At 63.5% G+C, this 13,852-nt stretch carries 11 protein-coding genes; 1 reads left to right on the top strand and 10 read right to left on the bottom strand.

The genetic code is table 11. The annotated features are described in order from the left end of the window. Positions 1-7 precede the first annotated feature (7 nt). From EB235_RS13870 to EB235_RS13855, 4 genes are all read right to left on the bottom strand, one after another. Positions 8-892 (bottom strand): ABC transporter permease, encoded by an 885-nt coding sequence (locus tag EB235_RS13870; protein ID WP_027030421.1) that lies wholly within the window; start codon positions 890-892, stop codon positions 8-10. After that, complete coding sequence (locus tag EB235_RS13865; RefSeq protein WP_027030422.1) at positions 889-1,989, bottom strand: ABC transporter ATP-binding protein; 1,101 nt, start codon at positions 1,987-1,989, stop codon at positions 889-891. The genes EB235_RS13870 and EB235_RS13865 overlap by 4 nt, the downstream gene beginning before the upstream one ends. A 109-nt stretch (positions 1,990-2,098) precedes the next feature. Further along, a complete protein-coding gene (locus EB235_RS13860; protein ID WP_032925498.1) occupies positions 2,099-3,235 on the bottom strand; it encodes an extracellular solute-binding protein in 1,137 nt (378 codons plus the stop codon). 451 nt (positions 3,236-3,686) lie between these two features. Beyond that, positions 3,687-4,790, bottom strand: a complete 1,104-nt coding sequence (locus EB235_RS13855) for a mandelate racemase/muconate lactonizing enzyme family protein (protein WP_027030424.1) — start codon at positions 4,788-4,790, stop codon at positions 3,687-3,689. Between the two features lie 221 nt (positions 4,791-5,011). Between EB235_RS13855 and EB235_RS13850 the strand changes: the two genes are divergently transcribed. Next, complete coding sequence (locus tag EB235_RS13850) at positions 5,012-6,547, top strand: PLP-dependent aminotransferase family protein (RefSeq protein ID WP_051429650.1); 1,536 nt, start codon at positions 5,012-5,014, stop codon at positions 6,545-6,547. Here the strand turns inward: EB235_RS13850 and EB235_RS13845 are convergent. The 6 genes from EB235_RS13845 to EB235_RS13820 all read right to left on the bottom strand — a co-directional run bounded on the left by EB235_RS13845 (position 6,498) and on the right by EB235_RS13820 (position 13,747). Continuing rightward, a complete protein-coding gene (locus EB235_RS13845; RefSeq protein WP_027030425.1) occupies positions 6,498-8,114 on the bottom strand; it encodes a GMC family oxidoreductase in 1,617 nt (538 codons plus the stop codon). The two genes, EB235_RS13850 and EB235_RS13845, sit on opposite strands and share 50 nt — an antisense overlap. 257 nt (positions 8,115-8,371) lie before the next feature. Continuing rightward, the gene (locus EB235_RS13840) at positions 8,372-9,889 is read right to left on the bottom strand and encodes a carboxypeptidase M32 (RefSeq protein WP_027030426.1); all 1,518 of its coding nucleotides are present in this window, start codon (positions 9,887-9,889) and stop codon (positions 8,372-8,374) included. 42 nt (positions 9,890-9,931) lie between these two features. Further along, positions 9,932-10,951 carry an ABC transporter ATP-binding protein gene (locus EB235_RS13835; protein WP_027030427.1) on the bottom strand — a complete coding sequence of 340 codons (1,020 nt, stop codon included), beginning with the start codon at positions 10,949-10,951 and terminating at the stop codon, positions 9,932-9,934. Next, a complete protein-coding gene (locus tag EB235_RS13830; RefSeq protein WP_032925500.1) occupies positions 10,951-11,967 on the bottom strand; it encodes an ABC transporter ATP-binding protein in 1,017 nt (338 codons plus the stop codon). Before EB235_RS13830 ends, EB235_RS13835 begins: the two co-directional genes overlap by 1 nt. Beyond that, positions 11,964-12,812 carry an ABC transporter permease gene (locus tag EB235_RS13825; protein WP_027030429.1) on the bottom strand — a complete coding sequence of 283 codons (849 nt, stop codon included), beginning with the start codon at positions 12,810-12,812 and terminating at the stop codon, positions 11,964-11,966. Before EB235_RS13825 ends, EB235_RS13830 begins: the two co-directional genes overlap by 4 nt. Next, positions 12,809-13,747, bottom strand: a complete 939-nt coding sequence (locus tag EB235_RS13820; RefSeq protein ID WP_027030430.1) for an ABC transporter permease — start codon at positions 13,745-13,747, stop codon at positions 12,809-12,811. Before EB235_RS13820 ends, EB235_RS13825 begins: the two co-directional genes overlap by 4 nt. Positions 13,748-13,852: the final 105 nt, after the last annotated feature.

The raw sequence follows: 13,852 nt of genomic DNA, 5'->3' as shown, positions 1-13,852 counted from the left end.
GACGGACTCATTTCGCGATGTCCGACAGTTTGACGCGGAACAGCCGCATCACCACCGAGACAAAGATCGTGCACAGCAGCAGCAGCATGAAGGCATAGGCCGAGCCGGTGTTCCAGTCCTGCGATTCGAACATCCATTGCTGGATGATCTCCGTGAACCACCGCGACGACGTGGATGCCAGCAGCGTCGGCACCAGGATCGAGCCGGCCGACAGCATGAACACCATCACCGACCCCGATGCGATACCCGGCTTGGCGTGCGGCAGGATCACCCGCCAATGCGTTCGCCACCACGGTGACCCCAGATCTTCGGCGGCCTCGATCTGGTTGGTGTCGAGCGACTGGATGGCGTTGTAAAGCGGAAACAGCATGAACAGCACGTAGGTATACACCAGGCCGATGATGACGCCGCGAAAGCCTGTAAGCCAGCGGATAGGCTGGTCGATGACACCGATGCCGAGCAACAGGATATTGAGCGGCCCCTTGAGCGCCAGGATGATGAACCAGGCAAACGACCGCAGCACCTCGCTCACCCACAACGGAACAAGGATGAGCAGGAACAGCGTCGGCAGCAGATTGCTGCGCGCCACCTTGGACAGATAGTAGGCGAGCGGATAGGCGATCACGAAGCAGAGGACCGTGACGACCGTGCTGTAGACGATCGTCCAGACGAACACCTGGATGTGGATCGGGCTGTGAAAGAAGGTCAGGTAGTTGTCGAAGCTGTAGAAATCCTTCGGCCCGCCAACTTCGGAAATCGGCAAATAGGGCCGGAACGAATTCTCGAACAGATACAGGTCTGGCAGCACCACCAGCGCCAGCAGCCAGAACGCCGTCAGCGCCGCGAACAGAATAGAAAGCACGGGTCCGTAGCGGCGCAGGAGATCGTTCATGGCGCGGCGTTCGCGGCCGGCGTCTCGTCGGCCAGAATAACGGCTCGCTCGGCGTCGAAGACCATGTGCAGCTTCTCGCCCGGCGACGGCACCGAGCCCTGGCCGTCGTTGCGGGCCTCGGCCACGAGAATGCCGCCATGCGCATCACGGGCCTGGATGCTGATGAAATTGCCCTCGAAGGCGACATCGGCGATCTCGACGGCGATCGCGTTCTCGCCATTGACCGGCTTGGCTACGAGCCTGGCGTGCTCGGGCCTGACATAGAGCTTTGGATTGTGGGCAGTTCCCGCATCCGGGCCGACGGTCGCCCTGAACGTGCCGACGCTGGTCTCGAACTGCGCCATGTTGCTGGAGATATTGCCGATCTTGCCGGCAAAGATGTTGTTTTCGCCGACGAACGACGCAACAAAGCCGTTGACCGGCTGGTTGTAGATGTCCTGAGGCACGGACACTTGCTGTAGCCGGCCTTGCGACATCACGCCGACGCGGTCGGACATGGCCAGCGCCTCGCCCTGGTCGTGGGTGATGTAGATGAAGGTCACGTTGGTGCGCTTCTGGATGGCGCGCAGCTCGGCGCGCATGTGCTGCCTGAGTTTGAGGTCGAGCGCTGACAATGGCTCGTCGAGCAGCATCACCTTCGGCTCGACGGCAAGCGCACGCGCGATGGCGACGCGCTGCTTCTGCCCGCCCGAAAGCTGGCTGATCGTCTTGTCCGCGGCTCCCGGCAGGTCGACCAGACGCAGCAGCTCTTCGGCCCTGTCGCGCCGCGCCTTCCTGTCGACACCGCGTACTTCCAGCCCGAAGGCGATGTTCTCCCAGACCGGCATCAACGGAAACAGCGCCAGGTTCTGGAAGATCAGCGCAGTCGGCCGCTGATTCGGGCGGATGTCGCGCATGTCCTGGCCACCGATCGTGATTTTCCCCTCGCTCGGCCTGATGAATCCGGAGACCATGCGAAGGATCGTCGTCTTGCCGCAGCCCGACGGACCCAGGAACGAGAAGAACTCACCCGGCTTTATGTGAACGGTTACGCGGTCGACGGCCCGGAAGGAACCGAAGTCCGCACATACGTTGTCGAGATCGACGCCCGCGCTCATGCTGTGCGTAGTCTGCCCCAATTCAAGAGAAATATGCTAGTCCAGATTGCCGCAGTGCAGCAAAAAACCGCCGGATTCCGTCAGAATCCGGCGGTTTGTCGCGAACTGACTAGGCCGCCTTGTACTTGTCGGCATACTCGCCGCGCAGCTTGATGAACCAGGCCTGCTGTTCCGGCCACCACCACAGCTTCTGCGTCGCGTCGCTCGGAAGCGCTGAAGTGTAGAACGCCTTCACCTCGGCGCTGGCCAGGTCGATCGCACCCTTGGCGACCGGGTTGGCCGAGAAAGCGGCAGCCCATCCTGCCGACCCTTCGGGCGTGGCGACCCATTTGGCGAATTCATGCGCCTGTTCGACGTTCTTGGCGTTGGACAGCAGGGCAAAACCCTGATTCCAGGCGAACGCGCCTTCCTTCGGCGCGATGTAGCCAAACCCGTCGGCACGCAGATTATAGCCGGTGGAGTCCCAGTTGAGGCCGATCACCGCGCCGTTGGTGCGGTAGGCTGCCTGGGCTTCATTTTCGCCCGACCAGAACTGGACGACATTCGACTTGGTCTTGACCGCCTCGGCGAGCGCGATGTCCCAAAGCTGCTTCATGGTGGCTTCGTCCTTGTAGCCGTCGAGCCATGGCTTGGGCAGCTTGCCTTCGCTTTCGAGGTAGCGCCCCATGGCGGCCAGCGCCGAATGCGGGCGCAGGCAGACCTTGCCCACGAACTTCGGATCGAACAGATCGCCGAGGCTCGCCTTGCCGTATTCGGTCGGCGCATCGGCCTTGGAATAGACGATCGCCTCGGTGCCCCAGACGCTCAGCACGATCATGCGCTTGCCGCCGACTGTCGCCATCTCACCCATTTTGCCGTCGGCCAGGCCGGGCAGATAGTTGTCGATGTTCAGCTTGCTGACGTCCCAGCCCTGGGTGAGCCCGTTCGAAGCCCAGCCGCCGATGCGGTCGACGGTCGGCTCGGCGACGTCGATGGCACCGGTCTGCAGCGACAGCTTGGCCTGGGCAAACATTGCATCCTGGTCAGGCTGCTCGTTGAAGTTAACCTTGATGCCGGTCGCCTTTTCGAAGGCCGGGAAGACCTTTGCGGCGAGGTCGGGATAGCCCGCCCAGCCCATGAAGTTCAACTCGCCCGACGAGGCGAGTGCTGCTCGCGAGATGAAAGCAGGAGCCGCGAGAGCGCCTGCGCCTACCGCCGTCACCTTCAACAAGGTGCGGCGGCTCACTGATGTGGTGAACCTGTTCAAGTCAATTCTCCCATTTTCCCAACGTTGATCGTTCACGTTTCGGCCGGCCGGCGTTCTCGGAAGCGGGATTCCCCTGAATTTTGTTTTCTTACCGGCACACCGAAACGATGCCGGGAGGCTTCCTTGCAAGCCGGCGCAGCTTGCCATCCGACAGTGTTAGGGCCTGAATTGTCCCAGGACACTGCCATTCTCAACAAAATGGCAGACCATTCGCCATCCGTCGAGTCGCTGAAGTGTCGGCGACCGAGATACCCGCGCGGCGGATGTGGCCAAGGCCGTCCTATGCGGATCGTGACCGATTTGGTCTTGCATTGGCTGGCCAAGGCGATCAGCCCCTTTTTCCGGCCGATGCCGGAGCGCCGATTGCGGCAGCCACAGCCTTCGTCGATGAAATGGCTGTCGGGCAAGCCGGCGAGCCGATCCAAAGATCGCGCCGCACCAAGCATATCCGTCAGCTCAGTTCGCTCTTCTGGTAGGCGGACTTGGCCAGCCACTCCGGGCAGATCTCGACACCCCATCCGGGTTCGTCGGAGACGCAGACCTGCCCATCCTCGACGCCGTAGGGCGATTTCACGAACAGGCCTTCCTGCCAGGGATAGTAGTCCGGACCCTCGATAGAGAATTCGAGATATTTGCCGGCGCCATCGATGGCACGCAGCAAGTGCATCGTGAACAACGTCACCAGTCCGAGATTGGCCGAGTGCGGCGTGACCGGCAGGCCGGCGGCCTTCGCCATCTTGCACACCCGCATGGTACGGCTCATACCCCCAAGATAGAGGATATCCGGCTGGACGATGTCGACGGCGCGCATCTCGATCATCCGCCGCCAGGTAGCGATCTCGCAATCTTGCTCGCCGCCGGTGACGGCAACGTCTAATGCGTCCGCCACCTCCTTGGTCTGCTCGAGCTCCCAGTAGAGGCACGGCTCCTCGAAATGCTCGATGCCGTTATCGGCAAGGATGGAGCCGACCTCGATCGCCCGCGCCGGCGAGAAGCCGCTGTTGGCGTCGACGAGAAGGGACGCCGACGTGCCAAGCGCCTTGCGGATCGTCGGCACGATCTGCTCCGTGCGGCCGGGCCATTCGTCGACATCGTGGCCATACTCTGCCGCGACGCGAAACTTGAATGCATCGAAACCGAACTCGCCTTGCAGCCGCTTGAAACGCCGGGCTTCGGCTTCCGGCGTGATATCGCGCTTCATCGAGGAGGCATAGGCCCGCAGCTTGCCCGGCGTGCCGCCGAGAAGCTCGACCACGGGCTTGCCGGCCTGTTTGCCACGGCAATCCCAGATCGCCGTGTCGAGCCCGCCCAGGGCGCGCTTCATGTACGAGCCGGGGAATTTGTGCTCGCGCTCGATCACCTTGTCGGTGAGCGCATCGACATCGTCAAACTCGACGCCGAGCACCCACGGCGCGACCTGGCGGTGCAGCACCGTCGAGGTTACGTCGGAGTGGTAGGTCGATACCTGGCCGATGCCGTGACCGCCGTCGGCGGTGGTGATGCGAACGAAACCGATGTCGCGGGTCGTGAAAGTCTCGATACAGTCGATACGCATGTGGCCAGCCCGGTCGATCTCGATACCTAGGCAGACTCCGCTGGCTTCGCCAACGCGTCGTCTGCCTAGGTTTCTTTGTTTGTCGCAGGTTCTTGTCGCAAAACCGCAGGACACTTTTGCGGAACCTGCTTAGGTCTATCAACCTGACGGACCGCGCGTATAAGGTCCATTATCGAAAAATGCGCGAGCCGATATAGCTCGTCATCGATGGAGCGAGCGAAATGGTCAAGCGGTCAGGGGGCGAGTTGCTGTTTGCGATCGCCATCGATCGCAGCTCCACACGGTCAATCACCGCGCAGGTTTACAGCGCCGTGAAGCAGATGATCGTCTCTGGCGATCTGGCGGTCGGCAAGCGTCTGCCATCCAGCCGCACCTTTGCCAGGGAACTCGCCGTGTCGCGCACAACGGCGATCGCCGTGTTCGAACGGCTGGCGGCTGAAGGCCTGATCGTGTCGCACACCGGCTCAGGCTCGTTCGTGTCTGATGTCGCGGAAGCCCAGCGCCCACGCGCCACGGTGACGGTGGGCAACGAACGCCCGGCCACGACAAAGCTGGCGGACCTTATCGCCGAAGCTTCGCCGCGCTTCCTGCAGCGTCTGTCGCACCCGCAAAAGCCACGCGCCTTCGTCACCGGAATGCCGGCGTTCGACGCGTTTCCTCTGGCCATCTGGTCGCGGCTGTCGGCCAAGCACTGGCGCCAGCCGCGCGACGCGATCATGGGCTACTCCGACCCGAATGGCTTGCCGCAGCTTCGGCAGGCGATCGCCGAGCATCTGCGCGCCAGCCGCGGTGTGGTCTGCGAGGCCGAGCAAATCTTCATCGTCAACGGCGCACAGCAGGCATTCGACCTGATCGGCCGCGTGCTGCTCAATCGCGGCGATGCGGTGTGGTTCGAGAACCCCGGCGCGATCGGCGCGCGCAACTCGCTGATCGCCTGCGGCGCCACGATGGTTCCGGTTCCGGTCGATGCCGAAGGCCTGTCCGTGGAGGCGGGACTGAGCAAGGCGCCAGACTTCCGCCTGGCGTTCGTGACGCCGTCACACCAGCACCCTTTGGGCGTGGAGATGAGCCTGCGGCGCAGAGCGCACCTGTTGCGCGTCGTCAACGACCGCGATGCCTGGATCATCGAGGACGACTATGATGGCGAATTCCGTTACGACGGCCGGCCGCTGCCGACGCTGAAGAGCGCCGACAATGCCGAGCGCGTGATCTATGTCGGCACGTTCTCCAAGTCGATGTTCCCGTCGCTGCGGCTCGGCTTCTATGTCGCCCCACGGCCGCTGGTCGCGGTCTTTCAGAGAGTTTCCGGCGCCTTCCTCCAAGGGGTCCCGTCGAGCGTCCAGGCGGTGATGGCGGCCTTCATCAACGAGGGGCATTTCTCGACCCACCTTCGCCGCATGCGCGATATCTATCGGGAAAGGCATGAGGTTTTCCACGACGCGGCCGACCGGCTGCTCGGCGGCCTGCTCGACACGGCGCGCTCCAACGCCGGGTTTCACGTCGTCGCGCGGTTCGCCCAGCCGGGGCACAGGGAAGATGCGGTGCAGACCGCAGCGGAAGCCGCCGGCGTCCTCGTCTCCACGATCGGGCGATTTTGCATCGACCCCGTCGCCGATCAGGGTCTCGTGCTCGGCGTCAGCGCCATCGACCCGCGCAGCATCCGCAAGGGGGTCGAGTTGCTGGCGAACGTGTTGGAGCAGTCATCGATCAGGCGTGGTTCTCAAGCACCATCGCAGCACCCTTCTCCGCCACCATGAACGTCGGCGCGTTGGTGTTGCCCGATGTGACCTGGGGGAATATCGAAGCGTCGATCACCCGCAGTCCCGACAGACCGTGGACCTTGAGGCGATGGTCGACGACCGAAGACTGCGGATCCGGGCCCATGCGGCAGGTGCAGGAGGCGTGGAAAATGCTGCCCGAGCGGCGGCGAATGTCGTCACACAGTTCCTCGTCGGTCGTCACTGCAACGCCGGGCTCGAACTCTTCTTCGATCAGCTCCGCCATCGCCGGCTGCGCCGCGATTTTGCGTATCAGCCGCACACCCGCCAGCATTTCCGCCAAATCCGCTGGGTGGGAGAGATAGTTGGGGTCTATGACCGGGGCCGTATCTGGATCGGCCGAGGCGATGCGAATGCTGCCCCAGCTCCTTGGCCGGCAGTGCGAGATGCCGATGAAAAACCCCGGGAACGGGTCGGGCAGGGTCAGACGCCGGACGCCCGATATCGGTTTGCTGTAGCTGACCGGCGAGAAGTAGAGCTGGGTGTCGACATAATCGCGCGCGGGATCGGAACGCACGAAGCCGCCGGCCTGGTTGACGCTGAGTGACAGCGGCCCGTCGCGGAACGCAAGATAACGCATGCCCAGCATCAGGCGACCGGTCCACGACCGCAATTGACCGTTCAATGTCGGTTTGCGGGAGCGATAGAGATAATCGATACCGAGGTGGTCCTGCAGATGCTCGCCGACCGCCGGCAGGTCGTGGACGACAGGGATGCCCAGCGTTCGAAGCCTATCGCCCGCGCCAACGCCCGAGCGCTGCATCAGGGTTGGCGAACCGACCGCCCCTGCCGAGAGGATCACCTCGCGACGTGCCCTGGCCGTGTGTTTTGTAGCGCCCGTGGAATAGTCGACGCCGATGACCTTGCGACCGTCGAAAACAAGCCTGGCAGCCACTGCGCCGGTCACAAGCTGGAGATTGTCGCGTTTCAATGCCGGGTGAAGGAATGCGGTTGCCGAGGACGCCCGCATGCCATTGCGTGTGGTGATCTGGTAGATGCCGACACCTTCCTGCTGAGACCCGTTGTAATCCGGTGTCGCTGCAAAGCCAGCCTGCCCGGCTGCGGCAAGAAAGCCGTGGCTCATGGGATGCACGCCGCCGGCCATGTCGATGACATCAAGCGCCCCGTCGGTCCCGCGCTCGACGCTCGCCTTGCCATGAAATCTTTCGAACGATTTGAAGTGGGGCAGAACATCATCCCAGCCCCAGCCGGGGTTGCCGGCATCGCGCCAATCGTCGAAATCGCGGTGCTGTCCGCGCACGAAAACCATGGCGTTGATCGAACTCGAACCACCCAGCAGCTTGCCGCGCGGAAAGTAGATCCTGCGGCCGGCCAGCGCCTCCTGCGCGCCTGACCAGAACATCCAGTTGACGCGCGGATTGTAGAAGCTGTGGCCGTAGCCGATCGGCATGCGGACCATGAAGCGACGGTCACTGCCGCCAGCTTCCAGCAAAAGCACGCGATGCTTTCCGGATTTCGTCAAACGCTCGGCGAGCAGGCAACCGGCGGTGCCGGCACCAACAATGATGAAGTCGAATTCCGCCAACGTCCGGTTGCTCCCTTGCAACCTCGGTCTACATCAGGCAAAGGCCGCGAAAAGTACCCATTGCGGCAAGACAGGCAGACCATTCCAGTCGCAGCGGCCGCAGAGATGGCGCCTGGGCTTGCGCCGAAGGCAGGTCAGCATCGGCTCGACCACGCCTGCAAATAACGGTGGGGGTAAATAATGGTAGGCCCGGAGGATCTTTCCGCATCGTTCCGCACAGACTGCCTATCATTGACGACACAAGCTCCAGACAGGCGCTATGCGTCAAGCTCGGCCACCTTGCGACGGAGATCGTCAATGTAGTCGTCGGTCCCTAGCACCTTGCCGGTTGCGGCCTTCAGGATTTCGGCTGGCGTCAGCGAGCGGCCGTGACGATGCACATTGTCCGCCAGCCACGTCCTCAGCGGCGCATAGTCGCCGGTCTCGAGCCCGCGCTCAATCCCAGGCACCTTGGTCGCCGCCTTGAAGAGCTGGGAGGACATGACGTTGCCCATTGTGTAGGTCGGGAAGGATCCGATCATGCCCGCCGACCAATGCACATCCTGCAAGACGCCCAGCGTGTCGGTCGGCACGTCAAGGCCAAGATAGCCGCGGATCTTGTCCGCCCAGATCGCTGGAAGGTCAGCGATGCGCAGGCTGCCGTCCATCAATCCGGCCTCGATCTCCGAACGCAGAATGATGTGCAGGTCATAGGTGAGTTCGTCGGCCTCCACCCGGATCAGGCTAGGACGTGGCGCATTCACCGCCCGCCAGAAGTCGGTGACCGAGACGTCGGCGAGTTGGTCGGGAAACTCGGCTTGCAATGCCCCGAAATTCTGCTCCCAGAAGCGGCGGGAGCGGCCGACGCGGTTCTCCCACAGGCGGGACTGCGATTCATGCATGCCGAAGCTGGTGCCGCCGACCGCGTAGAGATTGACGAGGTCGGTCGTGAAGATCGAGCGGGTGAATGCGGGCGAAACGCCCTGCTCGTAGATGCCGTGGCCAGCTTCGTGCCAGACAGCGAAGAGGCCGCCTGGCAGCCAGTTCTCACGGAAGCGGCCAGTGATGCGTACGTCGCTACGCGTGAAGGAAATCTCGAAAGGATGAACCGTGTCGTCAAGCCGGCCGCGCTCGAAGTCGTACCCCATGCGGGCGGCCACTGCCTTGGAGAAGGCCTTCTGCCTTTCGATTGGATAGGTGCGCTCCAGAACATCGATGCGCGCAGGCGGCGCTTGCAGCGCAGCCTGAAGCAGCGGTCCGATCGCCAATTTCAGTTCAGCATACAAACCCTTGAGCCGCGCCCAGTCTATGTCGGGCTCGAAGGTGCTGCACGCCGCATCGTAGGGATGGTCGACATAGCCGATATGCTCGCAGATCTCGCGCTGCAGCGCGACGGTTCGCTCAAGCACCGGCGCGAAGGCGGCGAAATCGTTCTCGGCACGCGCCTTGATCCAGACCGCCTGGCCCTCGGTCCGCCGCTCTGCTGCTTCCTGGACCAGCCGTGCCGGGATGCGGCCGAGTGTGGCGATCGCGCCCGTCGCGTCATCGAGCGCACGCCTTCGAAGCTGCTCGTCGGGCATTCCCGTGAGTTCCAGGCGCGCGGCATCGAGCGCCTTTTGCATAGTATCGCCAGTAGCGATTTCGCGTGCGACCGTCGCCAGCGTGCCTAATTGCCTGCCGCGCGCCTCGGCAGCAAGCGAGGGCATCATGGTACGCGAATCCCAGACAAGCACGTTCACCGCGCACAAGATGTCGTTGACCTTCGCGATCTCGGCTTCGAATGCGGCATAGCTCATCGGCGTCTCTTGGCCATTTGGGAAATTCGGTTCTTCAGCAGCTCATTGTGCAGCGATTGTCGCGGGCGTCGGTTTGCCGAAGTCAGTCAGGTGACAGGCGGCAAAGTGGGCCGGCCCCCGGTTGGACAGGTTCGGCCGCTCGGCAAAGCAACGCTCGAACGCGAACGGGCATCGCGTGTTGAACAGGCAGCCGGTGGGCAGGTCAAGCGGATTGGGGAGTTCACCGCGTGCCGCCGCCACCCGCGTTCGCCGCGCCGGATCGAGTTCGGGCGCGGCATCGAGCAGCGCCTTCGAATAGGGGTGGCGGGGTGTTGCAAACAGCGCTTCCGTTGGGCTGATCTCGACCACTTTGCCCAGGTACATCACCGCGACGCGGTGTGAGATGTGGCGCACCAGTCTGAGGTCATGGGCGACGAAGACGACGGTAAGCTTCAGCCGTTCCTGGAGGTCCAGCAAAAGGTTGATGACCTGCGCCTGCACCGAGACGTCGAGCGCGGAGACCAGTTCGTCGGCGACCAGCACCTCCGGCTCGACGGCAAGAGCGCGTGCGATACCGATGCGCTGGCGCTGGCCGCCGGAGAACTCATGCGGATAGCGGTCGGCGGCGTCCGCCGGGAGGCGAACAAGGCCCAGCAGCTCGGTAATGCGCGCCGGGATATCGGCCTTCGGCCGCATCGCATGCACGCTCAGTGCTTCGGACAGAACCTGTCGCACCGACATGCGCGGATTGAGCGAGGAGTAGGGATCCTGAAAGATCATCTGGACGCGGCGGTTGAAGGCGCGCCGTTCCGCCTGAGGCAGCAGACCGATATCCTTGCCGTCGAAACGCACCAGTCCTTCGTCAGGCTCCAGGAGCCGCACGAGACAACGCGCCAGCGTGGATTTTCCGCAGCCGGATTCGCCAACGATGCCGAGCGTCTCGCCGCGATGCACTTCCAGGTCGACATTGTTCAACGCATGGACAGCGGCAGGCGGTCTGCCGGTGAGTATGTCGGACGCGGTCCGGGCAAAGCGGAACCGCTTGGAGACGCCTTCGACGGAGATCAGCGGCATGTCCCGCATCAGGCCGCCTCCGCCATCCCGGCCACTGTCCGATGGTGGAAGCAGGCGACCTCTCTGCCGGTGGCGAAGCTTTCGAGCGGCGGCCGTTCGGCGCGGCAGCGGTCCGTGGCGAAGGAACAGCGCGGATGAAAGGCGCAGCCGTCCGGCAAATCGATCAGGCCCGGTGGCGTACCCTCGATCGATAAAAGCATGCTGCGCTCGGCGCCGATGCGCGGCACGGAACCAAGCAGCCCGCGCGTATAGGGATGGTGTGGCTCGGCGAACACCTGCGCCACCGTGCCGGTCTCGACGATGCGCCCGGCATACATCACCGCCATGCGGTCGCAGGTCGCCGCGACGACGCCGAGATCGTGGGTGACGAACACCACGCTCATGCCGAAACGGTCGCGCAGGTCGAGGATAAGCTTCAGGATCTGGTCCTGGATGGTCACGTCGAGCGCCGTCGTCGGCTCGTCGGCGAGCAGCAGTTTCGGCGAATTGGCCAGCGCAATCGCGATCATCACCCGCTGGCGCATGCCGCCGGAGAACTGGTGCGGGTATTCGTCGAGTCGCCGCTCGGCGGCTGGAATGCCGACGATGTTCATCAGTTCCAGCGCGCGTTGACGGCGGGCACGGCGGTCCAGGGTGGTGTGGGCGCTGAGATTTTCCTCGATCTGCAGGCGGACCGGCAGCACGGGGTTGAGCGCCGTCATCGGCTCTTGAAAAATCATCGCGATCTCGGCGCCGCGCACCTTGCGAAGGTCCGCCTCGCTCATCGCCATCAGGTCGCGGCCCTGCCATTCGACCTGACCACTCACCTTGCCCGGTTCGCGCACCAGCCGCACGATCGAGCGCAGTGTCATGCTTTTGCCCGATCCGGACTCGCCGACCAGGCCGACGATCTCGCCCGGCGCGACATCGAGATTGATGCCGTCGACGACGGTGGCCAGGCCTCCCGGTGTGGCGAAGGTGGTGGTCAGGCCGCGCACCTTGAGACCGGCGCCGGCTGTCTTTGGATCTGGCGACGGCGCCGTCATCGGTTGACCCTTAGAAGATCGGCCAGCGCGTCGCCTGCAAGGCTGAAGCCGAGGCCGGTGATGACGATGGCAATGCCGGGGAATACGGACACCCACCACGCGGTGGTCATGAAATTCTTGCCGTCGGCGATCAGCACACCCCACTCAGCGGCCGGCGGCTGCGCGCCGAGGCCGAGATAGCCGAGGCTGGAGCCGAGCAGGATGGCGAGCGCCATGTCGGTCATCAAATAGACCACCGCCGGCGTTATCGCGTTGGGCAGCAGATGCCGGAAGATAATGCGCGTATGGCCGTAACCCATGCCACGTGCCGCGTCGGCGTAGTCGAGCCGGCGCTGGATCTTGACCTCGGCGGAGACCAGCCTTGCATAGAACACCCAGTCGACCACGCCGACGGCGATGTACATGTTGCGCAGACCGGGGCCGAGCACCGAGACGATGGCTATGACCAGCACGAGGAACGGGAAGGTGATGACCGCATCGACGACGCGGCCGAACACCGCCTCCACCCAGCCGCCCACATAGCCGACCATGGCGCCGACGATGGTGCCGAAGAGGAACGGTCCGATTGTCGCGAACACCGCGATCTGCATGTCGATGCGATAGGCGTGGATGACACGCGAAAGCATGTCGCGGCCGAAATTGTCGGTGCCGAAAGGGTGCGCCCAGCTCGGCCCATGCATGATGGCGTTGTAGTCGAAGGCGGTCGGATCGTAGGGCGCGAAGAGACTAGGAAAGAACGCCATGGCAAGGCTGGCGCCAAGCACGATGACCGCGCCGACCAGCGTGCCCGGCAATGCCCGGCGCCGTTTCGCCGGCAAGGCGATCTGGCCGGCGCCCGCGCTCATCGGACCACCCGTGGGTCGAGCCACGCCTGGACGATGTCGGTCAGTAGGAAGGTGAATGACACGAGCAGCGCCAGCGCGATCGTCAGTCCCTGGATGACGGGATAGTCGCGGCCGTAGATGGCCTCGATCATCAGCCGCCCGGCGCCGGGGATGGCGAATACCGTTTCGGTGATGACCGCGCCGCCGAGCAGAGTGCCGATTGAGAGGCCGAACAGCGTAACTGTCGAAATCAGCGCATTTCGCAGGACATGGCGCACCATGATCACCCGCGCGCGAAGCCCCTTGGCGCGGGCAAAGTCGACATAGTCGGCGCCGACCACCCCGATGATCGCCGCCCGAAGATTGCGCATGAGCACGGCCGAAAGGCTGAGCGCCAGCGTCGTGGCGGGAAGAAAGAGATGATAGAGATCGTCGAAGAAGTTCTGGCCATAGCCGCCGACCGGAAACCAGCGCAATTTTGCGGCAAACACGGTCAGCAGCACCAGCCCGACATAGAAGACGGGCATCGATAGGCCGATCTGGAAGGTGCCGCGGATGATGGCGTCCGGCGCGCCGCCACGGTTGAGCGCCGCAACAAAGGACAGCGGCACCGCCACCAGCAGCGCGATCAGGGCGGCCATTCCGGTAAGCATCAATGTGACGGGAAGGCGGCGTGAGATCAGCTCGATCACCGGCAGCTTCAGCCCGATCGAGTTGCCGAGATCGCCGGTGAAGACCGCTTTGGTGAAGTAGAGGAACTGCACCGGGATCGGCCGGTCGAGCCCTAGCTTGGCATTGATGCGCTGGACGTCGGCGTCGATGGCGCGGTCGCCGAGCATGGCGCTGGCCGGATCGCCCGGCAAAAGCCGAACGAGGATGAAAGTGACCACCAGGATGAAGGCAATGGTCGGAATGGTCTGCAGAACTCGTCGGAAAATGAAGCCCAACAGTGGCAAGCGGCGATCCAGACCTTGTTGACTAGAGCATGATGCCGAAAAGTGTGAAGCGGTTTTCGGACGACGTCATGCTCTATCTCTTTGACTTAGAGGCGGATTCAGATT

Source organism: Mesorhizobium loti R88b (assembly GCF_013170845.1).
Classification (GTDB): domain Bacteria; phylum Pseudomonadota; class Alphaproteobacteria; order Rhizobiales; family Rhizobiaceae; genus Mesorhizobium; species Mesorhizobium loti_B.
The sequence above is the reverse complement of the archived record's forward strand: the minus strand, read 5'-3'. Positions and strand labels throughout refer to the sequence as shown.